This is a genomic window from Streptomyces sp. NPDC012935, assembly GCF_042900345.1.
Taxonomy (GTDB): domain Bacteria; phylum Actinomycetota; class Actinomycetes; order Streptomycetales; family Streptomycetaceae; genus Streptomyces.
Window position 1 is genome coordinate 49,279 of the sequence record NZ_JBIBBC010000022.1, and the last position, 26,110, is coordinate 75,388.

General features: G+C 70.8%; 21 protein-coding genes. 7 read left to right on the forward strand and 14 right to left on the reverse strand.

Going from position 1 to position 26,110, the window contains the following annotated elements:
* Positions 1 to 106: 106 nt before the first annotated feature.
* Positions 107 to 514 (reverse strand): MGMT family protein, encoded by a 408-nt coding sequence (locus ACFY5C_RS36060; RefSeq protein WP_389452857.1) that lies wholly within the window; start codon positions 512 to 514, stop codon positions 107 to 109.
* A 185-nt stretch (positions 515 to 699) separates the two neighbouring features.
* Between ACFY5C_RS36060 and ACFY5C_RS36065 the strand changes: the two genes are divergently transcribed.
* The 3 genes from ACFY5C_RS36065 to ACFY5C_RS36075 all read left to right on the forward strand — a co-directional run bounded on the left by ACFY5C_RS36065 (position 700) and on the right by ACFY5C_RS36075 (position 6,957).
* A complete protein-coding gene (locus tag ACFY5C_RS36065; RefSeq protein WP_389452860.1) occupies positions 700 to 3,531 on the forward strand; it encodes a YbhN family protein in 2,832 nt (943 codons plus the stop codon).
* A 192-nt stretch (positions 3,532 to 3,723) separates the two neighbouring features.
* A complete protein-coding gene (locus ACFY5C_RS36070; protein WP_389452863.1) occupies positions 3,724 to 5,271 on the forward strand; it encodes an alpha/beta hydrolase in 1,548 nt (515 codons plus the stop codon).
* 135 nt (positions 5,272 to 5,406) lie between these two features.
* The gene (locus tag ACFY5C_RS36075) at positions 5,407 to 6,957 is read left to right on the forward strand and encodes an alpha/beta hydrolase (protein WP_389452866.1); all 1,551 of its coding nucleotides are present in this window, start codon (positions 5,407 to 5,409) and stop codon (positions 6,955 to 6,957) included.
* An 83-nt stretch (positions 6,958 to 7,040) separates the two neighbouring features.
* Here the strand turns inward: ACFY5C_RS36075 and moeZ are convergent, their stop codons facing one another.
* The 12 genes from moeZ to ACFY5C_RS36135 form a co-directional block, all read right to left on the reverse strand.
* Positions 7,041 to 8,219, reverse strand: coding sequence for an adenylyltransferase/sulfurtransferase MoeZ (gene moeZ / locus ACFY5C_RS36080; RefSeq protein WP_369273271.1), 1,179 nt, complete (start codon positions 8,217 to 8,219; stop codon positions 7,041 to 7,043).
* Positions 8,220 to 8,282: 63 nt separating this feature from the next.
* Positions 8,283 to 9,182 carry a spherulation-specific family 4 protein gene (locus ACFY5C_RS36085; RefSeq protein WP_389452868.1) on the reverse strand — a complete coding sequence of 300 codons (900 nt, stop codon included), beginning with the start codon at positions 9,180 to 9,182 and terminating at the stop codon, positions 8,283 to 8,285.
* Positions 9,170 to 10,210, reverse strand: coding sequence for an NAD-dependent epimerase/dehydratase family protein (locus tag ACFY5C_RS36090; protein ID WP_389452871.1), 1,041 nt, complete (start codon positions 10,208 to 10,210; stop codon positions 9,170 to 9,172). Before ACFY5C_RS36090 ends, ACFY5C_RS36085 begins: the two co-directional genes overlap by 13 nt.
* A 368-nt stretch (positions 10,211 to 10,578) precedes the next feature.
* Positions 10,579 to 11,859 carry a hypothetical protein gene (locus ACFY5C_RS36095; RefSeq protein ID WP_389453063.1) on the reverse strand — a complete coding sequence of 427 codons (1,281 nt, stop codon included), beginning with the start codon at positions 11,857 to 11,859 and terminating at the stop codon, positions 10,579 to 10,581.
* 179 nt (positions 11,860 to 12,038) lie between these two features.
* Positions 12,039 to 13,766, reverse strand: a complete 1,728-nt coding sequence (locus ACFY5C_RS36100; RefSeq protein ID WP_389452874.1) for a DUF3492 domain-containing protein — start codon at positions 13,764 to 13,766, stop codon at positions 12,039 to 12,041.
* A gap of 212 nt (positions 13,767 to 13,978) precedes the next feature.
* Positions 13,979 to 15,706: a dipeptide ABC transporter ATP-binding protein gene (locus tag ACFY5C_RS36105; protein ID WP_389452876.1), complete on the reverse strand. Its 1,728-nt coding sequence runs from the start codon at positions 15,704 to 15,706 to the stop codon at positions 13,979 to 13,981.
* A complete protein-coding gene (locus ACFY5C_RS36110) occupies positions 15,703 to 16,692 on the reverse strand; it encodes an ABC transporter permease (protein WP_389452879.1) in 990 nt (329 codons plus the stop codon). The genes ACFY5C_RS36105 and ACFY5C_RS36110 overlap by 4 nt, the downstream gene beginning before the upstream one ends.
* A complete protein-coding gene (locus ACFY5C_RS36115) occupies positions 16,689 to 17,684 on the reverse strand; it encodes an ABC transporter permease (protein ID WP_389452882.1) in 996 nt (331 codons plus the stop codon). Before ACFY5C_RS36115 ends, ACFY5C_RS36110 begins: the two co-directional genes overlap by 4 nt.
* 4 nt (positions 17,685 to 17,688) lie before the next feature.
* Positions 17,689 to 19,407 carry an ABC transporter substrate-binding protein gene (locus tag ACFY5C_RS36120; protein WP_389452885.1) on the reverse strand — a complete coding sequence of 573 codons (1,719 nt, stop codon included), beginning with the start codon at positions 19,405 to 19,407 and terminating at the stop codon, positions 17,689 to 17,691.
* Between the two features lie 192 nt (positions 19,408 to 19,599).
* A complete protein-coding gene (locus tag ACFY5C_RS36125; protein ID WP_389452888.1) occupies positions 19,600 to 19,692 on the reverse strand; it encodes an Ms4533A family Cys-rich leader peptide in 93 nt (30 codons plus the stop codon).
* A gap of 56 nt (positions 19,693 to 19,748) precedes the next feature.
* Positions 19,749 to 21,419, reverse strand: a complete 1,671-nt coding sequence (locus tag ACFY5C_RS36130) for a DUF3152 domain-containing protein (RefSeq protein WP_389452891.1) — start codon at positions 21,417 to 21,419, stop codon at positions 19,749 to 19,751.
* An 8-nt stretch (positions 21,420 to 21,427) separates the two neighbouring features.
* On the reverse strand, positions 21,428 to 22,531 hold the full coding sequence (locus ACFY5C_RS36135) for an alpha/beta fold hydrolase (protein ID WP_389452894.1): 1,104 nt from the start codon (positions 22,529 to 22,531) through the stop codon (positions 21,428 to 21,430).
* 275 nt (positions 22,532 to 22,806) lie between these two features.
* Between ACFY5C_RS36135 and ACFY5C_RS36140 the strand changes: the two genes are divergently transcribed.
* From ACFY5C_RS36140 to ACFY5C_RS36155, 4 genes are all read left to right on the forward strand, one after another.
* Positions 22,807 to 23,031: a hypothetical protein gene (locus ACFY5C_RS36140; protein ID WP_389452897.1), complete on the forward strand. Its 225-nt coding sequence runs from the start codon at positions 22,807 to 22,809 to the stop codon at positions 23,029 to 23,031.
* A gap of 285 nt (positions 23,032 to 23,316) precedes the next feature.
* Entirely contained in the window at positions 23,317 to 23,958 is a 642-nt protein-coding gene (locus ACFY5C_RS36145; RefSeq protein WP_389452899.1) for a TetR/AcrR family transcriptional regulator, read from the forward strand.
* A 140-nt stretch (positions 23,959 to 24,098) separates the two neighbouring features.
* On the forward strand, positions 24,099 to 24,326 hold the full coding sequence (locus ACFY5C_RS36150) for a DUF3107 domain-containing protein (RefSeq protein WP_062711803.1): 228 nt from the start codon (positions 24,099 to 24,101) through the stop codon (positions 24,324 to 24,326).
* 183 nt (positions 24,327 to 24,509) lie between these two features.
* Positions 24,510 to 24,779 (forward strand): hypothetical protein, encoded by a 270-nt coding sequence (locus ACFY5C_RS36155; protein WP_383603124.1) that lies wholly within the window; start codon positions 24,510 to 24,512, stop codon positions 24,777 to 24,779.
* A 191-nt stretch (positions 24,780 to 24,970) separates the two neighbouring features.
* On the opposite strand, the gene ACFY5C_RS36160 is transcribed toward ACFY5C_RS36155, so the two are convergent.
* Complete coding sequence (locus tag ACFY5C_RS36160) at positions 24,971 to 25,753, reverse strand: ferritin-like fold-containing protein (RefSeq protein WP_389452902.1); 783 nt, start codon at positions 25,751 to 25,753, stop codon at positions 24,971 to 24,973.
* Positions 25,754 to 26,110: the final 357 nt, after the last annotated feature.

The following is a 26,110-nucleotide window of genomic DNA, read 5'->3' on the forward strand; positions in this document are numbered from 1 at the left end:
GCACGTGTGTCCCTCGACTCACGAACGTACGTCATGCCACGGACGTGCCCCCTTTCCCCCGTACGGATCACAGGTCACACAGCGGGCCGTCCAATGGCGGAAGCTGTCAGGTGTGACCCTGTGCGCGTTCTCCGCCGTCCCAGCGCGCCCGTCTCATGTCGAGGCGCGGCAGGTGGCCCTCGGCGGCCCTGCTCGCCTCCTTCAGCGGTGTGCCCTCCGCGCGGTAGTGATCCAGCGCCCGCAGCTCGTGGCCCGGCAGCAGGACCCCGTCAGCGCGGACCACCCGCCACCACGCGACGGCGCCCCCGTAGAGGGCCATCACCCGGCCGACCTGCCGGGGACCGCCCTCCTCCAGCCACTCCGCCACGTCCCCGTACGTCATGACGCGCCCCTGCGGAATCAGGTCGGCGACCTCGAGCACGCGTTCGGCATACTCCGGCAACGCGTCCGCGTGCTCCGGGTGGGCCCGGTCGTACTCCGGGCGGGTGTTGTCCGGAAGCCTCTCCTCGCTCATCCGGCCCATCCTGCCGCACCCCACCGACAATGTGACGCGCTCGCCACTGTGCGTATGCCTCGCCCGGAGGCGACGCTTCAGGCAGACTGTGCGCCCCCGCATTGCACCCTGATGCCCCCGTGTGTCGGTGGGGCATGCCACCATCGTGCGGGCGGTGACTGGTGATACGAGACCAAGAAGAGACGATGAAGCAGCAGGGTGCGCACCCGGACGACGCGGAAAGCACCTCTGCGGCTTCGTCGCGCCCGGACACCGCGAACGCCGACAAGAAGGACTCCGGCGACAGCGACGGCGGCAAGACGGACGAGCCCGGCAAGGGCGCCGGCGCGAGTGACGCCGGCCGCAAGGCCGTCGAGGGGAAGGCCGCGTACGACCTCGAAGAGGTGCACGCCGACGAGGTCGAGGGCGACGAACCGCTGCTCCCCGCGCGCGTGCACCGTCCCTCCGACCTGATGCGGCTCCTCGTGGGCGTGCTGGGCATCGCCCTGCTGCTCGCGGTCGCCGCATTCGCGCACGGCACCACCTCGGGTCTCGAGCAGGACATCAACAAGGGCACCGGGCAGGCGCCCGACCTGTTCAGCAAGATCGCCGGGCTGGTGTCCAGCATCGCGATCCTTCTGGTGCCGGTCGCCTTCGCGATCGAGCGCCTGATCAAGCGGGACGGGCTGCGGATCGCCGACGGTGTCCTCGCCGCGGTCCTCGCTCACGGCGTGACGCTCGCCACGGACCTGTGGGTCGCGCGGGCCGCCCCGGACTCCATCCGGGACGCGCTCACCCAGCCCTCCCCCGGCGACGTCGGCTCCCTCACCGACCCGGTGCACGGCTACCTCGCCCCGGTCATCGCGTACATGACCGCCGTGGGCATGTCCCGCAGACCCCGCTGGCGTGCGGTCCTGTGGGCGGTCCTGGTCCTGTACGCCTTCTCGATGCTGGTCACCGGCTACACGACGCCGTTCTCGATCCTGCTGACGCTGCTGATCGGCTGGACCGTCGCCTACGGCACGCTGTACGCCGTCGGCTCGCCCAACGTCCGGCCCACGGGGCGGACCCTGATGGCGGGCCTCAGGCACGTCGGCTTCCGCCCGGTGAGCGCGGCCCGCGAGGAGGTGTCCGAGGAGTCCGGCGACCGGGGCCGGCGCTACTTCGTCACCCTTGAGGAGGGCCCCCCGCTCGATGTCACGGTGGTGGACCGGGAACAGCAGGCCCAGGGCTTCTTCTACCGCGCGTGGCGCAATCTGACCCTGCGCGGCTTCGCCACCCGCAGCAGCCTCCAGTCGCTGCGCCAGGCCCTGGAGCAGGAGGCGCTGCTCGCCTACGCGGCGATCGCGGCCGGCGCCAACGCTCCCAAGCTGATCGCCACATCCGAGCTCGGCCCGGACGCCGTGATGCTGGTCTACGAGCACACCGGCGGGCACACACTCGACTCGCTGCCGGACGAGGAGATCACTGACGACCTGCTGCGCGGTACCTGGCTCCAGGTGAAAGCCCTTCAGTCCCGCCGCATCGCCCACCGCAGGCTGGTGGGTGACGCAATTCTGGTGGATCGTTCCGGCAAGGTGATCATCACCGACCTGCGGATCGGCGAGATCGCGGCGAACAATCTGCTGCTGCGCATGGACATCTCGCAGCTGCTGGTCACGCTCGGCCTGCGCGTGGGCGCGGAGCGCGCGGTGGCCTCGGCGGTGGGCGTGCTCGGTCCGGACGCCGTGGCCGACTGTCTGCCGATGCTGCAGCCCATCGCGCTGAGCCGCTCCACGCGCGCGACGCTGCGCCGGCTCGCCCGCGAGAGGGCCGAGCGTGAGCGTGAGGCGGTGCTGGAGGCCTCGCGGCATGCCAAGCACGCGCGCAGCGGGGGGGCCGCGGATGACGCCGGGCCGGGACTCGACAAGCCGGACAAGGAACTCGACAAGAAGCTCGACAAGCCGGAAAAGCCGGACAAGAAGACCGTACGGGCGCAGGCGCGGGCCGAGAAGCGGGCCATCGATGAGGCCGTGGACGAGGCTCGCGAGGAGGATCTGCTCACGCAGATCCGCCACGAGGTGCTGCTCATCAGGCCGCAGGCACCCGTCGAACCCGCCCGACTGGAGCGGGTGCGGCCGCGCACGCTGATCAGCCTCATCGCCGGTGCCATCGGCGCGTACTTCCTGCTGACGCAGCTCACGCACATCGAGTTCGGCCCGCTCATCGCCAACGCCGAGTGGGGCTGGGTGGCCGCGGCTGTGCTGTTCTCGGCGGCCAGTTACTTCGCGGCGGCGATGGCGCTGCTGGGGTTCGTGCCCGAGCGGGTGCCGTTCCGGCGGACCGTGTCGGCGCAGGTCGCCGGGTCCTTCGTGAAGATCGTCGCACCGGCCGCGGTCGGCGGCGTCGCCCTCAACACGCGGTTCCTGCAGCGCGCGGGAGTGCGGCCGGGACTCGCGGTGGCGAGCGTCGGCGCCTCGCAGTTGTTCGGGCTCGGCTGCCACATCCTGATGCTGCTGGCCTTCGGTTATCTGACCGGCACCGAGAAAACGCCGTCGCTGTCGCCGTCCCGGACCGTCATCGCGGGTCTGCTGACCGTGGCCGTACTGGTGCTCGTGGTGACGTCGGTGCCGTTCCTGCGGAAATTCGTCGTCACGCGCGTGAGGTCGTTGTTCGCGGGTGTCGTGCCGCGCATGCTCGACGTGCTCCAGCGGCCCCAGAAGCTGGTCACCGGCATCGGCGGCATGCTGCTGCTGACCGCCTGCTTCGTGATGTGCCTGGACGCGTCCATCAGGGCGTTCGGCAGCGAGGGGACCTCGATCAGCCTCGCCAGCGTGGCCGTCGTCTTCCTCGCGGGCAACGCCCTCGGCTCCGCGGCCCCGACCCCGGGCGGCGTCGGCGCCGTGGAGGCGACCCTGACCGTCGGTCTGATCGCCGTGGGCCTGCCCAGCGAGGTCGCCGCGCCGTCGGTGCTGCTGTTCCGGCTGCTGACACTGTGGCTGCCGGTGCTGCCGGGCTGGCTGGCCTTCAACCACCTGACCCGCAAGGGCGCGCTGTGACACGCGCCGACTTGTCCTGCGAGAACGGCGGACTTGTCCTGCCAGGACCGCGGACTTGTCCTACGAGGGGACTTGTCCTACGAGGACCAGGGCGTCGTACGTTGTAAGGGCACGTAGGCGGGTGAGGCGCGGCCGTACCTCGTACGGACCGTGCCCCGAGCGCCCCACCATGTACGACCGCAGGATGGGACCATGCCGAACCCTCCCCGGAAGCGCGCCGCTGCCCTGACCGCCGCCGCCCTGCTGCTGTCCTCCTTGCTGGCCGGCTGCAGCGACGACGACTCCGGGAACGAGGACCTCACGGCCCAGCGGCTCAGCTGGAAGGACTGCCCGGCCCCCTCCCAGGCGCAGGGCGGCGCGGGCAGCCCGTCACCTCTGCCGGACGGCGACTCATGGCAGTGCGCCACCATGAAGGCGCCCCGTGACTGGGACGATCCCAAGGGCGACACGATCGACATCGCGCTTATCCGGGCCCAGTCCAGCGGCGACCCGAACCGGCGCATCGGCTCGCTGATCTTCAACTTCGGCGGGCCCGGCGCGTCGGGCGTCACCACGCTGCCCTCCTTCGGCGACGGGTACGAGAAGCTGCGCACCCGCTACGACCTGGTGAGCTTCGACCCGCGCGGGGTCGGCCGCAGCGCGCCGGTACTGTGCGAGAACGACCAGCAGCTCGACGCCTACTTCCAGCAGGACACGTCGCCGGACGACGCCGCCGAGCGGACCGAACTGGTGGACCGCACCGAGGAGTTCAACGACGCCTGCGAGGAGAACTCCGACGGGATGCTGCCGCATGTGCGCACCACCGACGCGGCCCGCGACATGGACCTGATGCGCCAGGTGCTCGGCGACGACAAACTGCACTACTTCGGCATCTCGTACGGCACCGAACTCGGCGGTGTCTACGCCCACTTGTTCCCCAAGAACGTGGGCCGCGCGGTCTTCGACGCGGTGGTCGACCCGACGCAGAACTCAGAGCAGGGCTCACTCGGGCAGGTCAAGGGCTTTCAGCTGGCGCTCGACAACTTCGCGGAGGACTGCACCTCGAAGATCGAGGACTGCCCGATCGGCGACACCGCACAGGACGTCAAGAACCGCATGGCGAAGCTCCTGAAGGACCTCGACAGCAAGCCGATCCAGGGCGTGTTCCCGCGCGAGCTGACCCAGAGCGCCGCGACCACCGGCATCGCGCAGGCGCTGTACTCCCAGGACCTCTGGCAGTACCTGACCGAGGGGCTGCAGCAGGCGTACGACGGTGACGGCAGGATCCTGATGCTGCTGTCCGACTCGCTGAACGGGCGCAGCGAGAACGGCGAGTACAGCAACATCAGCGCCGCCAACATCTCGATCAACTGCGCCGACGACAAGCCGCGGTACACCCCGGAATACGTGGAGCGGAAACTGCCCGAGTTCCGGGCCGCCTCGCCCCTGTTCGGTGACGCCTTCGCATGGTCCATGCTCAGCTGCACCGACTGGGCCGTGGCGGGTGCCGCCGACCATCCCGACGTGAGCGCGCCGGGCTCCGCGCCGATCCTCGTCGTGGGCAACACGGGCGACCCCGCCACGCCGTACGAAGGCGCGCGGCGGATGGTGGAGGCGCTGGGCGAGGGGGTGGGCGTCGAGCTGACGTACAAGGGACAGGGGCATGGGGCGTACAACAGCAAGAGCAAGTGCGTGCAGGACACGGTGAACGGATATCTGCTGGACGGGAAGGTGCCGGCGGCCGGGACCGTCTGCTCTTGAGATCGCCCCGATGGCCTGGAAAACAGCAGGTCAGAGAGTTATCCACAGGCCCCAACGGCGTTTTCGTGATCCGCCTACTATGGCCTGACCGCCATCCGCGGCACGGTGCGGACGGCCTGCGAGGGGGGAATTGGCATGGCGCGTTTCGTACGGTGGACGGCTCTGACGGCCGCCGCCGCGCTGTTGGCGACTGGTTGCAGCGGTGGCTCGTCTTCGGACGGCGCGGAGGCCGGTGGGGAGACGAGCGGCGCGAGTTCATCAGGCACCTCCACAGGTTCGGCGACCACGCTGCCGGCCTCTCTGACCTCGCAGAAGCTCAACTGGGGACGCTGCAAGGCCGCCGGGGACTCCCCCGCGCCGGGCGACGAGTGGCAGTGCGCCACGCTCAAGGCACCGCTGGACTGGGCGAAACCGGACGGCAGGACGATCGGCCTCGCCCTGATTCGCTCCAAGGCGGGCGGCGACGACCGCATCGGCTCGCTCCTGTTCAACTTCGGCGGCCCCGGCAGCTCAGGGATGTCCACACTGCCGTGGTACGCCTCCAACACGTCCGAACTGGGCGAGCGATACGACCTGGTGAGCTGGGATCCGCGTGGGGTGGGCGCCAGCGAAGGCGTCCGCTGCCGCAGCGACAAGGAGATCCAGGCCGCCGAGTCGGTGGACATCACGCCGGACACCCCGGCCGAGGAGACGGCGTACTTCCGGGACGCCGCCGCCTTCGGCAAGGGCTGCCAGAAGTCCACGGGGAAGCTGATGGCGCATGTGTCGACCACCGATACCGCCCGCGACATGGACCTGATGCGCCAGGTCCTCGGCGATCCGAAGATGCACTACTTCGGTATCTCCTACGGCACCGAACTCGGCGGCGTCTACGCCCACTTGTTCCCGAAGAACGTGGGGCGTCTGATCCTGGACGCGGTCGCCGACCCGAGCGCCGACGCGGCTGGGCACGTCGAGAACCAGGCCAGGGGCTTCCAGCGCGCTCTGAACAACTACCTCGAGTCCACCGGCCAGGGTGCAAAGGAGGGCACGCAGGAGATCGTGGGCCTGCTGAAGCGGATCGATGAAAGCCCTCTCCCGACAGGATCCGAGCGAAAGCTCACGGAGGCACTGGCGCTCACCGGTCTCCTCAGGCCGCTGTACAGCGAGGCGAGTTGGCCGACCCTGACCAGTGCGCTCGATGCGGCCGAGCAGGGAGACGGCTCGGAACTCCTGGCGCTCGCCGACGAGTACAACGATCGTGATCCGTCGGGGCACTACGTCACGGGGACCCACTCACAACGGGTCATATCGTGCCTGGACGACAAGCAGCGCCCCACCGCCGAGCAGGCGCGGAAGCTGCTGCCCCGGTTCGAAAAGGTCTCACCCGTGTTCGGGCCCATGCTGGGCTGGGACACGGCGGGCTGGTGTCACGACTGGCCGGTGGCCGGACAGTACGAGACTCCCGAGGTGAGCGCGCCGGGTGCGGCACCGATCCTGCTGGTCGGCAACACGGGCGATCCGGCGACGCCCTACGAGGGCACCCGGAAAATGGCCGACGAACTCGGCAAGGGTGTCGGGGTGACGCTCACATGGAAGGGCGAGGGCCACGCCGCGTACGGGAAGGGGAGCGACTGCGTCGACTCGGCGATCAACGCGTACCTGCTTCAGGGGACGGTGCCCAAGGACGGCAAGGTCTGCTCATGACGGTGGCGGGGGCTTCGACCACCCGTGGTGCTCGAAGCCCCCGCCACCGGAGCTGGTTCCGCCCTGAGGGCGAAGCCGTCGCGTCAGTAGACCGGCTTGTCCGGCTCGATCTGGTTGACCCAGCCGATCACGCCGCCGCCCACGTGCACGGCGTCGGAGAAGCCCGCGGACTTCAGGACCGCGAGGACTTCCGCACTGCGGACACCCGTCTTGCAGTGCAAGACGATCTTCTTGTCCTGCGGGAGGCTCTCCAGGGCGGTGCCCATGAGGAACTCGTTCTTCGGGATCAGCCGGGCGCCGGGGATCGAGACGATCTCGTACTCGTTGATCTCGCGGACGTCGATGATGTCGATGTTCTCGCCGTCGTCGATCCACTCCTTGAGCTGCTTGGGAGTGATCGTGGAGCCGGCCGCCGCTTCCTGGGCCTCCTCGGACACGACACCGCAGAAGGCCTCGTAGTCGATGAGCTCGGTGACGGTCGGGTTCTCGCCGCAGACGGCGCAGTTCGGGTCCTTGCGGACCTTGACCTGGCGGTACTGCATCTCCAGGGCGTCGTAGATCATCAGGCGGCCGACCAGCGGCTCACCGATGCCCGCGAGCAGCTTGATGGCCTCGTTGACCTGGATGGAGCCGATGGACGCGCACAGCACGCCGAGCACGCCGCCCTCGGCGCAGGAGGGGACCATGCCGGGGGGCGGGGGCTCGGGGTAGAGGCAGCGGTAGCAGGGTCCGTGCTCGGACCAGAAGACGGAGGCCTGGCCGTCGAAGCGGTAGATCGAGCCCCAGACGTACGGCTTGTTCAGCAGCACGCAGGCGTCGTTGACCAGGTAACGGGTCGCGAAGTTGTCCGTGCCGTCGACGATCAGGTCGTACTGGCTGAAGATGTCCATCACGTTGTCGGCCTCGAGCCGCTCCTCGTGAAGGATCACGTTCACGTACGGGTTGATGCCCTTGACGCTGTCACGCGCGGACTCGGCCTTGGAGCGGCCGATGTCGGACTGGCTGTGGATGATCTGGCGCTGCAGGTTCGACTCGTCGACCTCGTCGAACTCCACGATGCCGAGCGTGCCGACGCCCGCCGCGGCCAGGTACATCAGCGCCGGCGAGCCCAGGCCGCCGGCGCCCACGCACAGCACCTTGGCGTTCTTCAGCCGCTTCTGCCCGTCCATCCCGACATCGGGGATGATCAGGTGGCGGGAGTACCTGCGAACCTCGTCTACGGTGAGCTCGGGGGCCGGCTCGACCAGGGGTGGCAGCGACACGGGGACTCCGTTGGTCGGTCTATCACTACAGTTGTTCTCCCCGTAACAGTGCCATGGCCTTTTTCATTCCGAGACACCTGTTCCGATCCGCGAGACGATTTCGTCCCAGTAGCCGGGCATGGTCTCCCAGGGATCGGTGCGCCCGCCGCGGTCCGTGCGGTCGGTGAACCAGATGGTCGCGGCGCCCTGCCAGCGGGCGATGCGCAGTGCCTCGTCGAGGTGTCCGAGGGGCACTCCGTGGACGAAGTGGCAGAAGCGGTCGGCCGGATAGTCGGCCGTCCACTCGGCGACCTGCGACCAGCGGTAGTCGCTCCACGAGCCGCGGAAGGTGACCAGCTGGTCGGCGCACTCGGCGTAGCCCGGGTGCGGGTGGGTGTCGTGGCCGAGGACGATGTGGGCCTCGTCACGCAGGGCGCGGAGCGTGCTGACCGTGCGGCGGACCTCGGGCAGGGCGGCCCGTTCGGTCGGGCAGCGGTCGAGGAAGAAGCCGTCGACGAGGTACCAGTCGAGGTAGCGCTGGGCCTCGGAGATCAGCTGGTCGAAGGGGCGGGCGCCGTGCGGCATGCCGCGGTGGCCGCTGCCGAAGCGGGCCGTGCTGCGGCGGGTCCTGCCGGCGTGGGTCGTGCCGGCGTGGGTCGTGCCGAGGTGCGCCCTGTCGAGGCGGGTCGTGCCGAGGCGGGCCGAGGCGGCCTGGGCTGTGTCGAGGCGGGCCGCGTCGAGATGGCCGAGGACGCGGACTCCGGCGTTGCGGAGCCTCCCGGCGGCCTCCAGGCAATGGGGGTCCGGGCGGGCGCCGGGGCCGTCGGCGACGTTGAGGACGACCCAGTCCAGTGGGGTGCCGGGGCGGGTGAGCTCGCCCCACTCGGTCGGGGCGAGCAGGGGGTGCGCGTAGCCGGGGATGCCGAGGCCGGTCCGGAAGTCGGTCTCCGCTGTGGTGGGCGTGGCGCCGGTCAGATACGGCATGCCGCCTCCATCCAGATATCGCCCAGGGACTCTTCGAGGTTGATCCGGGGGCGCCAGCCGAGGCGGTCGCGGGCGGTGCGTACGTCGGCCTGCTGCCAACTGCCGCAGCCGTCCGGGTACGGGTACGCAGCCGGGGAGACCTGGCCCGCTTGGGCGGCGTGGGCCGCATGGGCCACGTGCGTCGCGTGGGCGGTGTGCGCGGTGTGGCCGGCGTGGGACATGTGGTCCGAGTCGGGGCGGGGGTGGCCGATGGATGCCCGCAACGGGCCGGGCGGGCCGTCGAGTTCGTGGAGCGCGCCGCCGTAGCCGGCCACGCGGGCGAGCACGGCTGCGGCGTCGCGGAGGCGGACGGCGCGGCCCGAGCCGATGTTGATGACGCCCTGCGCGGCGGACAGCGAGGCCGCGTGGACGGCGCGGGCCACGTCGCGGACGTCGATGAAGTCTCGTTGGGCACCGAGGCCGGTGAGTTTGAGCTCTCCGTCGCCCGACTGCATGGCGCGGCGCATGGCCTCTGCGAGGCGGCCGAGGGGGGAGCCGGCGGGGGTGCCCGGGCCTGCGGGCGAGAAGACCCGGAGGACCACGGCGTCCAGGCCGGAGCCCAGGACCAGTTCGGTGGCGGCGAGTTTGCTGACGCCGTACGGGCCGCCCGGGCGAGGGACTGCGTCCTCGGCCGTGGAGGAGCCGGGCTGACTCGGTCCGTACTCGGCGCCGCAGCCGATCTGGACGAGGCGGGCGCCGCAGCCGCTGCGGCGCAGGGCTTCGCAGACGGTGGCGACGGCGACGGTGTTGTGGCGGGTGAGTTCGCGGGCACCGCCTCTGGTGGCACCCGCGCAGTTGATGACCACGCCGGGGTGGACCGCGTCGAGGAAGCGGGTGAGGGCGCCGGGGCTGCCTGATGCGAGGTCGAAGCGGACATCGGCGTCGTCACCGCGGCCCAGCGCGGTGAGTTGGACGGCGGGGTCGGCGAGGAGGCGGTCGGCTACGAAGCGGCCGAGGTAGCCGTTGGCTCCGATCAGCAGGACTCTCATCGGGCGGCTCCCGGGGCCGAGGAGTGGTCGGGTCGGGAGGTGATCATTTGGGGTTCTCCTTCGGGGGCTTCAGCTGGAGGGGCTTCCGGGAGGGAGGGGGGTTTCGGGCAGGGGGCGTTCGGCGGTGCTGTGGGGGCGTATGCCGGCGGCGGGCTGTGATGCTGGGTGCGGGTTTCCGTCACGCCTGCGGGTGTGTTGGGGGTCGGGGCGGCGCCGCGGGTGTCCGGCCTCGGTCGGGCGGTTGCCGTTGGGCAACCGGAGCTGTCCGATGACGTCCGCCGAACGCCGGCTCCCTGCGGGCGGACGCCCCTCGGCACGCCCCCTTTGCCGCCGTACTCGGCTGGGGGCGCGGCGTGATTGCTGTCGCGTCAGCATGTGTCGTCCGCCTTCGCGTGTGCCGATGCCCTCGTCACCGTGCGCAGTGCGTGCAGTAGGAGGGTCAGGGCGCCTGCGCCACAGGCGATGGTGGGGATGGCGGCCGGGCCCCACGTGTCGATGAGCGTCTGAACGGGGGTTGACAGTAAGGCGCAGCCGGGGAGGCGGGCGGCGAAGAGGGTGGCCAGGGCCGTTGCCTCGGCTGAGGCTGCGGCGGTGAGGACGAGCGCGGGGGCGTGCGTGAAGCCGTAGGTGGTGAGGAGACGGGAGAGGAGCAAAAGGGCGCCCAGGGTGAGGGTCTGGGGGTAGGCGAGGGGCTCGTCCAGGGCGGCGGTCGTGAGGGTCAGCAGGGCCGTCAACGCGCAGAGGTAGAGAGCGAACGTGCCCAGGAGCAAGGGCTTCGCCGAGGTTGCGAACTCCTCCAGGGCTCGACTGGCCGAGAGTCTGCGGCGGGCTCGTACGGCGAAGAGGTGAGCGCACCACGCCGCCGGGGCGCAGGAGAGAGTGAGGGCCAGAACGGGTGCCGTGGTGAGGGGCCATGGGCCTTCGGCGGTGCCGATGGGGAGGGCGTCCGGGCCTCCTGTGGCGGCTGCCTGGAGGAGGCCGTCGCCGAGGAGGGTGTAGGCGACGAGCCAGGCGATCCGAGTGGCGGTGGGGTGTGTGCGGTCCTTGCCGACGAGGGGGCCCCGGGTCAGGGCGGCGCGCACGGCGAGGGCCACAGCGAGGGTTCCTGCGACGGCCGCGATCAGGCGGGACTGGCCGTGGGTGAGGTGCAGGGCGGTCACGGCCGCCACGCAGAGGACTCCGGGGAGGAGGGTGAGGAGAATCCAGTCGGCCCGGGCGCGGGGGGCGGTGAGGACCGGGGCGCCCTGGGGTGACTCCGCGTCGCGGGGCACTCGGGCGTACATCTCCTCCGCGAGGGAGAAGACGTCCCGGTGCAGGAAGCGGGACGCGGTGCGGTCGGTGATGCCGTGGGCCTCCAGGCCGGCGGCGATGTCCAGCGGGTCCACCGCGCGTTCGCACAGGTTTCGGTGACGGTGCATCAGCGCCTTGACCGGGTCGGCGCCCGTGCGGCGGGTGGGGGTGGAAGTGGGACGGGGGTCGGTGGGGGTTGGTCTGGCGCCGATCGTGCGCGTTGGGGTCGGGGTGGGGGCGGGGTTTCGTGCGTCGGCGGCGATGGGGGGCGGCACGTCGGCTGCGCCTTGCCTTGCGTCCGTCGCTGCCGGTCTGCCTCCCCACCCGTCCGTCGCTGCCGCGCCTTCACTTACTTCCATCCCTGCGGCCGCGCCTGCCCGTACATCCGTCCCCGCCGCCGCGCCCGTCCCTGCACCGCCCGTCCCCGCCGCCGCGTCCTCCCGCGCGTAGGTCTCCGGCGCAAGCCGGTCCTGTGAGCGCTCGTGCCATGCTCCGGGGCTGGTGGGGGCCCCGGGGCGGTCCAGTCCTCCCAGGCCGTTCATCGCGCTCCCTCCGTCGCGGGCAGCGCGGTGGCGCGTACGGGGGCTCCTGGCGGTCGGGGTGGGCCGCCGCGGGCTACCAGGCGCCCGGTTCGGTCGGTCCAGCGGCCGGGGACGTGGGCCTCGGCGGGGACGGCGAAGGGCAGGGGGGCGCCGGACTCGTCGAGGACGACTCGGCGGACCGGTGTGCGCGAGACGATCTCCAGGTAAATGCCGTGAAATGCTGCGACGTTCTGCTCGACGGTGAACAGTTCGAGCGCACGCGCGCGTGCGGCCGCGCCCAGGCGCTCGCGGCGCTCGGGGTCGCGCAGCAGCGCCACACAGGCCTCCGCGAGCGCGCGGGGATTGCGCGGCGGTACGACGAGACCGGTGCCGCCGATGACCTCCACCACCGCGCCGACGTCGGTGGACACCGTGGCGCGGCCGCAGAACATGGCCTCGACCAGGCCGATCGGGAAGCCCTCCACGACGCTGGACAGGACGGCCACCGCACCCGAGGCGTAGGCGTCGGCGAGGGCCGGGACCTCTGGGCCGCCGATCTCCTCGAAGGAGACCGGGTTGTGGCCGACCGTGTGCGGGCCCTCGGCCTCGTCGGGGAAGAGCTGCGCGGCCAGCACCTTGCAGTGGCCGAGGTAAGCGGCGCCCTCGTCGCCCGCAGGGGTGCCGATGATCCGCAGGCGGGTCTTCGGCTGCTTCTTGCGGACCTCGGCGAAGGCGTGCAGCAACGACACCAGGTCCTTGGCCGGTTCGAAGCGGCCGACCCAGACGAGCGTGTCCGCGTCCGTGTCCGCGTCCGCGTCCGCGCGCTCCGTGCTCTCGCCGACCTCGGCGAAGCGGTCGGCGTCCATGCCGGGGTAGACCGTGCGGAGCTTCGCGCGGTCGGCGCCGCAGCGCTCCTGCCAGCGGCGGGCGTGGCCGTTGCCCGGCGTGATGAGGGCTGCACGGGCGTATGACTCGGCGGCGAGCCTGCCGTGGAGGGCGGCGAGCAGGGACCGTACGGCGGGCGAGGAGTCGGTTTCGGCCAGGTAGTGCGTGCGCAGCCGGACGCCGTACTCCGTCAGCAGCAGTGGTACGCCGTAGAAGTGGCGGGCGAGCAGGGCGGGCAGGGCCGCGGCACCACCGGACGTGGCGTGGCACAGGTCGACCGAGCCCAGGCCGTCGTCCTCGTACCAGTCGAGCGAGAGGGGGCGCAGGGCGCGTTCGAGATGCCCGGCGACGGCCAGCAGATCGGGAACGCGCGCCTCGCGCGCCGTGCGCAGGGCGCCCCGCGCTCGGCAGGCGCGCTCGAGAGTACGCACGGCGGATTCGGAGCGGAGCGCTCCCACCAGCCCGCCCTCGTCGCGGGCGAGTTCGGCGAGGCCGTACAGCGCGTTGCCGAAACGGTCCGCCTCGGTGGCCGACGCGTCCTCGGGGGCTCCGGACGTGACTGTGGTGGCCCCGGCGCAGAGCACGGCCACCAACTCGCCGTAGCAGTCGGCGAATCGCCGGCGCGCACGGCGTCCGTATACCACCCCGTCGTCCTCGGCCGCCCACAGCGGCGCCGTGCGCACCCGGCTGACCTGGGGTGGCAGCGGGATCCAGCCCTCGTCCTCCCGGCGCTCGCTGCGGCTGAGCGCGTAGATGTCGAACTCGTGCTGTCCGAGCCCGCGCACGAGCCGGTCGCACCAGAGCCTGGCGTCACCGCTCACATACGGATAGCCGCCCTCCGCAATCAGTCCGATGCGCACGAGTACACCCCCGATCTCCCTTAGGGGAGCCGCCGTTCCCCCGGCGGCTCACAGCGGGAAGAACGTATGCGGACAAGGCGGTGGCGCGACGGACGGTTGTCCATCGCGCCACCAAAAGGGGTGAACGGTCGTAACTTTCCCGTGCGGGTCGCGTTCCGTCGCGCTAAGAGAGTAAACGCGCACGCATCGTCACACCTGAACGGCGCAGACGGTCACACCGCGGCCAACTCCCGTCGCACGGCCCGCCGCTGGGCCGCGATCCCGGGGTCGAGCGCCGGTACGGCGGCCAGGAGCTGCTTGGTGTACGGGTCCTGCGGATTGTCGTACACCTCGTCGGCGGGGCCCTCCTCGACGATCCGCCCGCCCCGCATCACCGCGACCCGGTCGCTGACCTGGCGTACGACGGCGAGGTCGTGCGCGACGAAGACCAGCGCGAGCCCCAGTTCACGCTGCAACTCCCCCAGCAGGGCCACGACCTGCGCCTGCGTGGTGACGTCGAGCGCGGAGACGGGCTCGTCGCAGACGATGACGCGCGGGTCGGCGGCGAGCGCCCGTGCGATGCCCACGCGCTGGCGCTGACCGCCGCTGAACTCGTGGGGGTAGCGGTCGTAGTGCGCCGCTTCGAGCCCCACGCGCCCCAGCAGTTCCCGTACCCGCCCGCGGATGCGCCCCTCGTCGTCCTCGCCCCGCGCGCGGAGCGGGTCGGCGATCGACTCGCCCACGGTGCGGCGGGGGTTGAGGGAGGACACAGGGTCCTGGAAGACCATCTGCACCGCGGGATTCACGCCCACGCGCACGTGGCCGCCGTCACGCACTTCGCCCGCCGTCGGCTCCAGGAGGCCGACCAGCATCCGCCCGAGGGTCGTCTTGCCGCTGCCGCTCTCCCCCACGACACCGAGGGTCTCGCCCCGGCGGATCGCCAGCGTCACGTCGTCCACCGCGGTGAACGCCCGCTTGCCGCGCCCGAATTCACGCCGGAGGCCGGTCGCCTCCAGGACGACGTCCGCGGCGATGACGTCCGCGGGAATGACCTCCGTGGGAATGACGTCCGCGGGAATGACCTCCGTGGGAATGACCTCCGTGGGAATGACGTCCGCGGGGACGACGTCCGCCGGGGCGTTCGTCGCTCCCTCGGGCTCCTTGGCGTCCTCATGAATGGCGCGCGGCGCGTCCACGCGCGGGACCGCGTGCAGCAGTTCGCGCGTGTACGGCTGCTCGGGAGTACCCAGGACGTCGGCGACCGGGCCGCGTTCCACCGACCGCCCGTGGCGCATCACCAGCACCTCGTCGACGCTCTCGGCGGCGACGCCGACGTCGTGGGTGACCAGGAGGAGGCCCATGCCGGTCTCCTCGCGGAGCGTGTGCAGCAGGTCGAGGATCTGGGCCTGGACCGTCACGTCGAGCGCGGTCGTCGGCTCGTCGGCGATCAGCAGGTCGGGCTCACAGGCCAACGCCATGGCGATGAGGGCACGCTGGCGCATGCCGCCGCTGAACTCGTGCGGACGGGAACGGGATCGCCGCGGTGCGTCCGGAATTCCAACCCGGTCCAGCACCTCGACCGCACGCACGCGTGCCGCTCGTCGCGAGGCACGCGTGTGTGTGCGGTACACCTCGGCGATCTGGTCGCCTATCGCGTAGTACGGGTCGAGCGCGGAGAGCGGGTCCTGGAAGACCATGGCCGCCTTCCCGCCGCGCAGTCGCCGCAGTTCGTCGTCCGGCGCCTCCCGTACGTCGACGCCTGCGACCTCGACCGAACCGCCGACGCGTGCGCCCGTGCCGCGGTGCAGACCCAGCAACGCCGAGGCGACCGTGGACTTCCCGGAGCCGGATTCACCCACGAGAGCCAGAGCGGCGCCCTGCTCCAGCCGGAAGGAGAGGCCGTCGACGGCCCGCAGGGACCCGAACTCGACCGTCAGGTCGGTGACGTCCACAAGGCTCATGCCAGTACCACCCGTCGGTCGGCCACCGCGTACAGCACGTCCGCGACGGCGTTGGCTACGACCACGAAGAAGCCGATGACCAGGACCATGCCGACGACGACCGGGAGGTCGACGACGTTGACCGCATGGACCAGTTCCTGTCCGATGCCCGGCAGGCCGAAGAGTGTCTCGGTGAGCACCGCGCCGCCGACCGCGCCGCCGAAGTTGTTGGCGTTGAGCGCGATGACCGGCGCGAGGGCGCCGCGCAGCGCGTGCCGTCCGATGACCGACCGCTCGCCGACGCCGTACGCCCGGAAGGTGCGGATGTGGTCCTCGGCCAGCGTCTCCAGCACGGACGCGCGCGTGAGACGGGCGAACGCCGCCGCCTCGATGAGGGCCAGGGAGAGCCACGGCAGCAGCAGGTTCCACGCCCACTGTTCGGGATCGTCGGTGAACGCGACGTACTGCGGGAACGGCAGCAGTCGCAGCCGGCCGCAGATGACGATCATCAGGACCAGGCCGATCACGAAGACCGGCGTGGCCACACCGGCGAGCGTGACGCCGGTCAGCAGCCGCTCGGTGAGACGCCCGCGTCGCCATGCGGAAAGGACGCCCGAGCCGACGCCGAGGACCAGCCACAGCACCATCGCACCGAACACGAGTGACAGGCTCACCGGCAGTTTCGCCAGGATCAGCTCGGTGACCTGCTGGTCGCTCTGGTACGACAGCCCGAGGCAGGGCGCCGAGCAGTGCTGCACGGACGCGCCCGTCGAGTAGTCCTGGCCGGCGACGAGACCCTGGAGGAAGTGCCAGTAACGCGTGTACAGCGGGTCGTTGAGGTGCAGTTGCTCGGCGACCTGCTGGACCTGGGCGGGCGAGCAGCGCGGGCCGCAGGTGATCTGGGCGACGTTGCCGGGGGTGGCGTAGAAGACGACGTAGACGATCACCGAGATGGCGAACAGCGTGACGACGGCGCCCAGCACGCGACGCGCGAGGAAGCCGCTCATACCTTGGCCTCCCTCTTGCGGCCCGTGCCCACGCGCAGCCGGGACGCCGCGCGCGGGTCGAGCGCGGTGCGCACGCCGTCGCCGAGGACGGTGAGGGCCAGGACGGTCACGAAGAGTGCGCCGGCGGGCAGCAGGAGGTACTGCGGGGCTGCCTGGTACCAGACGTCGGCGGCGGTGAGCATCTGCCCCCAGGACGGCGTCGGCGGCTTCACACCGACACCCAGGAAGGACAGAGCCGCCTCCACGGAGATGTTGGCCGGGACCAGCAGGGCCGCGTACGTGATGACCGGTGCGGCGATGCCGGGCAGCAGTTCCCGGCGGGCGATCCGCCAGGTGCCCCAACCGCTGAGCCGGGCGGCGGCGACGTAGTCGAGCCCCTTGAGAGTGAGCGTCCGGGCGCGCACGATCTTCGCGATGTTGCCCCATGCGATCAGGCCGATCACGACGGCGACCAGCACGGGTCGCGGGAAGCTCGACGGCACGATCGCGAGCAGCGCCAATGCCATGATCATCAGCGGCATCGCCACGATGACGTCGGTGAAGCGGCTGAGCAGCTGATCGACCCAACGGTTGCCGAGCGCGGCCGCCACGCCCACCACGACACCGATGGCGATCTGGACGACGGTCGCGGCCAGCGCGACTCCCAGCGAGACCCGGGCGCCGTACACGAGCCGCGCGAACAGGTCCCGCCCGGTCTGCGGTTCGACGCCGAGCCAGTGTTCGGCGCTCACTCCCCCGAACGACCCGATGGGCACTCCGCCGCGTGCGGAGTCCACCAAGGAGGGGTGGTAGGTGGTCGGGTCCTGGCCCTCGATCGCGGTGAGCAGCGGTGCGGCGAGCGCGACCAGGACGAGCAGCGCGACGACGGCGGCCGCGACGAGGGCGGCGCGCTGCGTCCGCAGCCGCCGCCAGAACTGACGGGTGCCCGAGGCTCCCGGAGCAGGCGCTCCGGGAGCCTCGGCAGCCTCGGTGGCGAGAACTGCCTCACTCACGGCGCTACTTCACCGCGACCTGGGAGATGTCCAGCACGCCGGTCCAGTCGCTGATCACGACGTTCTTGACGGCCTCGCCGTACAGCCGCTTGTAGACGGGGTGGAACAGCGGCACGGTCAGCGCCTGTTCGCCGATCTTCTTGTCCAGGGCACCCCATCGCTGGGCGGCGGCGTCAAGATCGGTCAGCTTGTTGATCGCGTCGATCTCGGTGTTGACGGACTTGTCGTCAAGCAGGCCGGTATTGAAGTTCGCACCGTCCTTGACGATCTGCCGGCCGTCGAAGATCGGGGCGAGGAAGGGACCACCGGAGGGCCAGTCGGCACCCCAGTGCGCCAGGAAGAAGCCGGGCTCGGTCTTCACGTTGTGGATCCTGTCGGAGTAGTCGTTCTCCTCCAGACCCTGCAGCTTGACCGTGATGCCCGCCTTCTTGAGCGCGTCCTGGATCGCTGTCGCGATCTCGGGGCTGGTCTCGAAGTCCTTGGCGTTGGAGTGGGTCAGGGTGATGGTCAGACCGTTCGGGTAACCGGTCTCCTTCAGCAGTTCCCTGGCCTTCGCCGAGTTGCCCGCCGCACCCGCCGGGAAGTGGTCGTACGGCGTGTGGCCGAAGGACTTCTGGTCGGGCAGGAAGGTGGTCGCGGGCTCGGCGAGCGAGGACCCGCCCGCCGCGTTCACCACGGACGACCGGTCGATGGCGTACGAGATGGCCTGGCGCACCTTGACGTTGTCGAACGGCTTGATCTTCGGGTTGAACGCGAGGTAGTTGGTGTAGCCGAAGTGTCCGGTTCCGACGCGCGCGGCCAGTTCCTTGTCACCGGTCACCTTGGCCAGCTCGGCGGGGCCGAGGTTGGTGTCCGTGGTGACCGCGGCCGCGTCCACGCCCTGGGACGCGGACAGCCGCTGGTTGATCACCGACGAGTCGAGCCCGGACCGTACGTCGATCTTGTCGGGGTAGGCCTTGCGTTCGGAGTCCGTCGAGGCGGACCAGTGTGTGTTGCGCTCCAGGGTGAGCCGCTCACCGTCGTTCTCGTTCTTCACGACCTTGTACGGGCCGGACGAGACCGGGTGCTCCTCGTACTTCGTGCCGGTGTCCTTGTCCTTCGGCACCGGCGTGAACTGCGTCTGCGTCGCCAGGTACGGGAACTCACCCTCGGGCTTGTTCAGATGGAAGACGATGGTCCGCTCGTCCGGCGTCTCGATCGCCGTCAGGCCCTTCTTGTCCTTGTACGGCCCCTGGTAGTCGGCCGCGCCGACCAGCCAGTCCCTCAAATACGGGGCTCCGCCCGACAGTTCGGGGGCGAACGAGCGCTCGATGCCGTACTTGACGTCGGCCGAGGTGATCGAGGTGCCGTCCTCGTACTTGAGGCCCTCCTTGAGGGTGTACGTCCACACGGTCGCATCCTTGTTCGGGCGCCCGGTGTCGGTGGCGAGGTCGGGGACGACCTCGGCGCCGGCCTCACCGTTCTCGCGATTGCGGGTGGTGAGCGTACGGAAGACGAGGGACGGGACGTTTCCGCCGCCCGAGGTGTACAGCCGGGCCGGGTCGAAGTCCTGCTGCGGATTGGAGTTCAGGACTGTGAGCGTGCCGCCCTTGTGGGGCGTGGAGTCGCCGCCGGCACTCTTGGCATCGTTGTCCTCGGGCCCGCAGGCGGCGGCGCCCGCCGCTACGACCAGGCTGACGGATGCCGCGGCCACGCGGCGCGCTATGACGGACGATTGACGCATCGGAGACGACCTCTCGGAAGAATGAGTCTCGGATATCGAGACGAAATGACGCGGAGTGAGACAGGGATGGACAGACGTCTGCCCCGGCGTCGGGTCGTCGGCAGCCTGTGCAGGCGCCACGGGTCCGAGACCCGTCAGCGACTTACAGGAGTGGAAGAAGAAGATCGCGACGCGAACGCCAGAGGGCGGGCGTCAGCGACAGTCGAGGTCGGCCACGCACAGAGCGGTCACACCGATCAGCGCCAGCTCGATGGCGGCGCGAGAGAGGGTGTGACGGGTCGACATGTGCAGAAATATGTATGAACTCGCTGCACATGTCAATGTGACGTATGAGTCACCCGTCAACTCCCGGGATACATCCAGGGGTTGGCCCGGCAGCGAATCCCGTCGTGGTCGAGGAACTTGGTCTGCTGCTGCATGACCGGGGCGAGCTCGCCGTCCTTGTCGCAGGTCACATGGGAGTAGCCGAGCCGGTGACCGACCTCGTGGTTGATCAGCATCTGCCGGTACTCGTGGATGCGATCACCGTATGTCTCCGACCCCTGCGCCCATCTGTACGCGTTGATCATGACGCGCTCGGTGGCGGCGGAGTCGCACGACACATTGTCCTCGGTGGTGTCCAGACCGGACTTGGCACACCAGTCGGCCGTCGTGCCCGGGCTGGCCAGAGTGATCACGAAGTCCGGCTTGCCGGAGTAGATGCGCTCGAAGGTGCGGGCGCCGTTGTGCGCCCAGCTCCGGTCGTCGTTGAGGGTCTTCTGCACGGCCTCGGCGAAGAGTTCGCCGTCGAGCCCGAGCCCCTGCTCCACGTCCACGCGATAGGTGTACTTCTGCCCCTTGCCGGGCGCCTTGGCGATCCCCGGGACCGCGTCGAACTTGCCCGAGCCCTCGAGCTTGGCGCTGAGCGCGTACGTCTCACCCATCTTCTGCTCGTACGTCAGCGGCGCCGGCACACTCGGCGAACTGTCCGGCGTCGGCCGCCCTTCCCCACGCGAGGCCGAGTCGCGGGCGTCCCGCCCCTGGTCGGTGGCGGACTGCGACTGTACGTCGCTGGCCTCCCGCCCCTTCGCGACCTGACCTGCGACGACGACGGCAAGCACGGTGACTACCGCGGCGGCGGCGATGCCGGAAAAGGCCCGGCCCTTGGAGCCCTTCGCTGCCACGGGCTCGCCGGTCGGCGGGGCGTCGTCGTCATCGACATCGGTGCCGACATACGTCCCCGTGTCGTCCGCGCCACCGGCGCCGGTCCTGGTGTCCCAGTCGGTGACGGAGGCGTACGGGCCGGAGGTGTGGGCGGTCTCGACCGTGCGGGGCGCGAATACGTCGACGTCCCCGTCCCTGTCGAAGGCCTCGAGGTAGTCCTGCCGGGGGCCTTCGGACGGCGCAGCCCGCCGGGGCCGCGGCACCGGAACACCGGTCACGGGCGGGGCGCCGGCCGCCGCGGGCGCGCCGTGGGCACCGCCGGTGCGCCCCCTCAGCTCGCCCCAACCACCGCCGGATTCACGCTGCTCGGGGTGGCCGGCACGGGCCTGGGGGGTGCCGTGGGCGGGCGTACCGTCGGCGAAACGGGGCACGCCGTGCGCGGGGGTGCCGTCGGGGAACCTCGGGAAGCCGTGCGCGGGCGTGCCGTCGGGCAGCCTCGGAAAGCCGCGCGCGGGCGTGCCGTCGGAGAGCCTCGGGACCCCCTGCGCGGGCGTGCCGTCGGGGAAGCCGCGTCCTGCGTACCCGGGAGCTCCGCCCGGGGGCATCCCCTGCCGGCCGGGCGGCGGGCCCGGCACCCGGCGACCACCACCAGGTCCGCCGGACTGCGGCCAACCGCTCGGGCCCGCACCCGGAGCTGCACCAGGCGGTCGGGCACCCGGAGCCCGACCGGGCCCCGCGCCCGGCACGGACATCCCCCGCTGGGCCGTGCCCGCCTCCGGCTGCCCTCCCCGGGAATCCTGTCGTGCAGTTGTGTCCGCGGCGTCGCGCTTGGGCTTGGCGGCGGACCCGCGCCTGCTGTGGCGTCCCACGTCGCGCCTCAGCTCCCCGCGTTCTCGGTCATGGTGCCGTCGCCGCTCGCAGCGGCCCTGGTCCCACCCGCACTCCGTCTCGCGGCCTCGGTCTCGCCCGCCCTGCGCCTCGAGAGGGCATCCACGCCCTCGCCGCGGGCACCCCCCGCGGCCTCCGACTCCCCCGTTTCCACGAGGAGTTCGACGAACGCCCGGGCGACCACCTCCGGGTACTCCATCATCGCCACGTGCCCGGCCTCCGGCAGGCTCAGCAGGCGGGAGTCGCGGAAGGCGCGTGCGGCCTTGCTGCGCATGCGGTAGCCGACGAGCTGGTCCCGGCCGCCGTAGATGAGCAGGGTCGGAGCCAGTACGCGCTCGGCCTGGCGCCACAGCGCGTGCTGCCCGCCCAGCGTGTAGGCATTGACCAGCCCGCGCGCGGAACGCGTCATCGCGTCCCAGAAGTACGGCAGTTGCAGCCGCCGTTCCATCTCCTGGACCGCGTTGCTGAATCCTTCAGGCGTCACCCGGTCGGGGTCGCCGTAGCAGAGGTGCATCACGCCGCGGACCCGCTGCTCCGCCGACCACTGCTTGGTGATCCGGGTGAACAGCGAGGTCACTCCGGGCACCGAGAGCAGCGCGGTGGGCACGGCGCTGCGCTGGACGCGGAGCTCGGGCAGGGCGGGGGACACGAGGGTGAGCGTACGGACGAGGTCCGGACGTACGGCGGCGACGCGCGTGGTGACCGCGCCGCCGAGCGAGTTGCCGAAGAGGTGTACGGGGCCGCGACCGGAGGCGTCGAGATAGCGGATCACCGCGCGTGCGTGCGCGGTGATCGAGTAGTCGCCGTCGTCCGGCGGTGGCGAGTCGCCGAAGCCCGGCAGGTCGACGGCCTCGCAGTCGACCTCGCCCTCGAGCAGCTCCATCAGTGCCGACCAGTTCTGCGAGGAACCTCCGAGCCCGTGGACGTACAGCGCGGGCGGCAGCCCCTCGCGCGCGGGCGGCCTCGACCGCACCGTCAGCGTGATCCCGGGCAGCCCGACCGACCGCAGCCGCTCCCCCTCGGCGACCCTGACGGTCGCCACCTTGGGGAGCACATTGGCGGCCGGCGCTGACGGGAGCTCGGTCGAAGACATGCGGCAATGTTACGAGACGATCACGCAGTGGTTCATGTGTTCGCCGTCACAAGTCGACACGTACATGGCAGTTTCCCGGGCGGGAAACCCGTCAGACGCGTCGCGCTCACGGAAGCCATCCGGAGCACGCCCGAATTGCCGCAGATCCCCCGCCGATCGCATAGCGTCCGGATCCGGTGTCTCCTAGGCTCGTACGCAGGGCACCCGGAGAGGGACCCCCTGCTTCACCCAGGGACGTTGTGCCCCACGGGGACGTTCTAGGAAGGGAGCCCGCCATGGCCGTCGATCCCACCGACCCCGAGACCTTCGTGGACGACGACACCGAGCAGGACGAGGAGTACGACGTCGAGGCCCCCGTCGCCGACGCGGCCGAGCAGCACGCCGATGTCCGGCGCGACCGTGACGACCGGCTGACCGAGACGGACCAGGACGAGGCCAACGAGGCCGATCTCATCGAACAGGCACGCGTCGTCTCCATCGACGAGGACGACTATCGGTGACGCCGGCCGGCGTCACGACGACGGCTGCCGGTGAGACGGACCGACTCCGGGCGCCACTCTGCACGAACGAAGGCGAATGAAGGTACAGGTGGGCACGGAAGAGAGTGCCGTTGAGCAGGAAAGAGACCAGTTGTTGCCCGTTCCGGACGGGTTTCAAACCTTCTGCGCGACTTTCGTCACCGTCCGGTCCGTGAAATTCTGCGCTCGTACCGCGCACACCAGGGTTACCGAAAAGTACGATGGCGACGCGGCGCACACCGCATGCGGACGACATTGGGAGGCGGCGTGACAGCCATCGAGCAGACAGAGGCGGCACGCCCGCGGGGCACGCGCCTGCCGCGCCGTGCCCGACGGAACCAGCTGCTGGGCGCCGCCCAGGAGGTGTTCGTCGCGCAGGGCTACCACGCTGCAGCGATGGACGACATCGCCGAGCGCGCCGGCGTCAGCAAGCCGGTGCTCTACCAGCACTTCCCGGGCAAGCTCGACCTCTATCTCGCCCTGCTGGACCAGCACTGCGAGTCCCTGATCCAATCCGTACGCCACGCGCTCGCGTCGACGACCGACAACAAGCAGCGCGTGCGGGCGACGATGGACGCGTACTTCGCGTACGTCGAGGACGACGGCGGCGCCTTCCGTCTGGTCTTCGAGTCGGACCTGACCAACGAGCCCGCCGTGCGCGAGCGCGTCGACAAGGTCACGAACGAGTGCGCCGAGGCGATCTGCGACGTCATCGCCGAGGACACCGGCCTCTCGCGCGCGGAGTCGATGCTGCTCGCCTCCGGCCTCGGCGGCCTCGCCCAGGTCGTGGCCCGCTCCTGGCTGCACAGCGACCGCAGCGTGCCGCGCGACCAGGCGGTGCAGCTGCTGACGTCCCTGGCCTGGCGCGGCATCGCGGGCTTCCCGCTGCACGGCACCGAGCACCACTGAGCGTGTCGGGCATTTGTTCCCGCCCCCTGTTCGCTCCTGGCGTTCTTGGGCGGAGCGTGCAGGTCCCCTCACCGGGCTAATGTGTGCTGGGTACGGCGCGGAAGGTCGCGCACTTCACTGACCGTCGGAGGGACATAGCCGTGGAGGTCAAGATCGGCGTGCAGCACGCGCCCCGCGAGATCGTTCTGGAGAGCGGTCAGAGTGCCGAGGAGGTCGAGCGGGCGGTGTCCGAGGCGCTGGCCGGAAAGTCACAGCTGCTGACCCTCGTGGACGAGCACGGCCGCAAGGTCCTGGTCCCGGCAGACCGCCTCGCGTACGTGGAGCTCGGCGAGCCGGCCCCGCGCAAGGTGGGCTTCGGCGCGCTGTAAGCGAGAAGGCGCCGACAGACAGGCGTGACGGGAGGGGCCCGGCGACCACGGTCGCCGGGCCCCTCCCGTCTCTCCACGATCGGAGCACAGGTCGATCACACAGGAGGATTGCATTCCGCAGGTCAGGGGTATGACGGGCTACGACCGGTTCGAGCAGGTCGGCCATGTGGGAGGGACCCCAGCATGCTCTTGGAAGCGCTCAGCTCCGCGATCCTAGGCCTGGCCCTGGCGTGGGCTGCCACCCGCCGCCTGCCGCACCGTCTGCCGACGAGTTCCCTGGTCCTGCCGACGGGCGTCGCCGGCGCCCTCTTCGGCGCGTTCATCACGCACACCGCGCTGGACTTCGGCAACCTCTTCGTGATCCTGATCGGCGCGGCAGTCGTCTCCGCCGCCTCTCTCTCCCTGCTGGTACGCCCCGCGGGAAGACTGAGCCGGCACTCGGCGACCGCGTAGATTCCGAGGACGACCGGCCGCCGGCTTCCTGACGCCGTCCGAAGGCCGGCGCTCACGTCCCAGCGCCGGCCGGCGAAATCCAGCCCGTCCGGCGTTTGAGGACGAGGCCCGTCCAGGGCCGAAGCAGGGGTCTGGGGGCCGCCGGCCCCCAGAAAGCGAGGCCGCAGGCCCCCAGGAAGCGGGGCCGGCGCCTAAGCCGCCAGTCCCAGCGCAGCCATCCGCTTGGTGTGCGCCTCGGTGATCCGCGAGAACATCTTGCCGACCTCGGCGAGATCGAACCCGTCCGCCACCCCGCCCACCAGCATCGTGGACAGCGCGTCCCGGTCGGCCACGACCCGCTGGGACTGCGACAGCGCCTCCCCCATCAAGCGCCGGGCCCACAGGGCGAGCCGTCCACCCACACGCGGATCCGCGTCGATGGCGGCCCGCACCTTCTCCACTGCGAAGGAGGCGTGCCCGGTGTCGTCGAGCACGGCCAGCACCAGCCCCCGCGAGTCCGAGTCGAGCCGCGCGGCGACCTCCCGGTAGAAGTCACTGGCGATCGAGTCACCGACGTACGCCTTGACCAGCCCTTCAAGCCAGTCCGAGGGCGCCGTCTGCTTGTGGAAGCCGTCCAGCGCCGCGACGAACGGCTCCATCGCCTGCGTGGGCTCGGCCCCGATCTCGGTGAGCCGGTCCCGCAGCTTCTCGTAGTGGTGGAACTCGGCCGACGCCATCTTCGCCAGCTCCGCCTTGTCCCCCAGCGTCGGCGCCAGCTTGGCGTCCTCCGCCAGCCGCTCGAACGCCGCCAGCTCCCCGTAGGCCAGCGCGCCGAGCAGGTCCACGACGGCGGCCCGGTACTGCGGATCGGCGGAGGCCTGCGCCCAGTCCTGGGCGGCGACCCCGGTGTGTGCGACGGTGCCGCCGGTCTCGACGGCGGAGTCAGCGGTGTCGGAGGCGTCGGGCGTGTTGTCAGGCGTCGTCATGTAGCGCACAATAGCCCGCTCTCCACGTCACGGAAGTCCCTGGTCAATCAGTGTGACGCCGACTACGTGACCAATTCGGCCATCGCATGTGCGCGTTTCCAGGGTATGGTGGTAATGCGCCCGCTGAGTACTCTGATGTATTCGACGGGCCGCACGTTATGAGGATGCCCGGTCGGAGGCCCGATCGGCTCCGACCCGACAGCCCTCCTCGGTCGTACGGCACAGATGCGTACGACGACCGGAGGGACACCCTCAGCGGTACGAGCGCTAGAGCGTCGGCAGTGGTCCCGTGTCCTACGGCCAATCCGTATGGCAGCCGACGTCCCCGGCACGGTCCGTCAAGACCCCCGCGCTCGCCTCGCACCG

Coding starts and splice junctions, on each gene's coding strand:
- ACFY5C_RS36065 (WP_389452860.1), top strand. CDS start 700: ATGAAGCAGCAGGGTGCGCACCCGGACGACGCGGAAAGCACCTCTGCG.
- ACFY5C_RS36135 (WP_389452894.1), bottom strand. CDS start 22,531: ATGTCTTCGACCGAGCTCCCGTCAGCGCCGGCCGCCAATGTGCTCCCC.
- ACFY5C_RS36120 (WP_389452885.1), bottom strand. CDS start 19,407: ATGCGTCAATCGTCCGTCATAGCGCGCCGCGTGGCCGCGGCATCCGTC.
- ACFY5C_RS36070 (WP_389452863.1), top strand. CDS start 3,724: ATGCCGAACCCTCCCCGGAAGCGCGCCGCTGCCCTGACCGCCGCCGCC.
- ACFY5C_RS36105 (WP_389452876.1), bottom strand. CDS start 15,706: ATGAGCCTTGTGGACGTCACCGACCTGACGGTCGAGTTCGGGTCCCTG.
- ACFY5C_RS36075 (WP_389452866.1), top strand. CDS start 5,407: ATGGCGCGTTTCGTACGGTGGACGGCTCTGACGGCCGCCGCCGCGCTG.
- ACFY5C_RS36060 (WP_389452857.1), bottom strand. CDS start 514: ATGAGCGAGGAGAGGCTTCCGGACAACACCCGCCCGGAGTACGACCGG.
- ACFY5C_RS36090 (WP_389452871.1), bottom strand. CDS start 10,210: ATGAGAGTCCTGCTGATCGGAGCCAACGGCTACCTCGGCCGCTTCGTA.
- ACFY5C_RS36140 (WP_389452897.1), top strand. CDS start 22,807: ATGGCCGTCGATCCCACCGACCCCGAGACCTTCGTGGACGACGACACC.
- ACFY5C_RS36125 (WP_389452888.1), bottom strand. CDS start 19,692: ATGTCGACCCGTCACACCCTCTCTCGCGCCGCCATCGAGCTGGCGCTG.
- ACFY5C_RS36095 (WP_389453063.1), bottom strand. CDS start 11,859: ATGGAAGTAAGTGAAGGCGCGGCAGCGACGGACGGGTGGGGAGGCAGA.
- ACFY5C_RS36155 (WP_383603124.1), top strand. CDS start 24,510: ATGCTCTTGGAAGCGCTCAGCTCCGCGATCCTAGGCCTGGCCCTGGCG.
- ACFY5C_RS36110 (WP_389452879.1), bottom strand. CDS start 16,692: ATGAGCGGCTTCCTCGCGCGTCGCGTGCTGGGCGCCGTCGTCACGCTG.
- ACFY5C_RS36085 (WP_389452868.1), bottom strand. CDS start 9,182: ATGCCGTATCTGACCGGCGCCACGCCCACCACAGCGGAGACCGACTTC.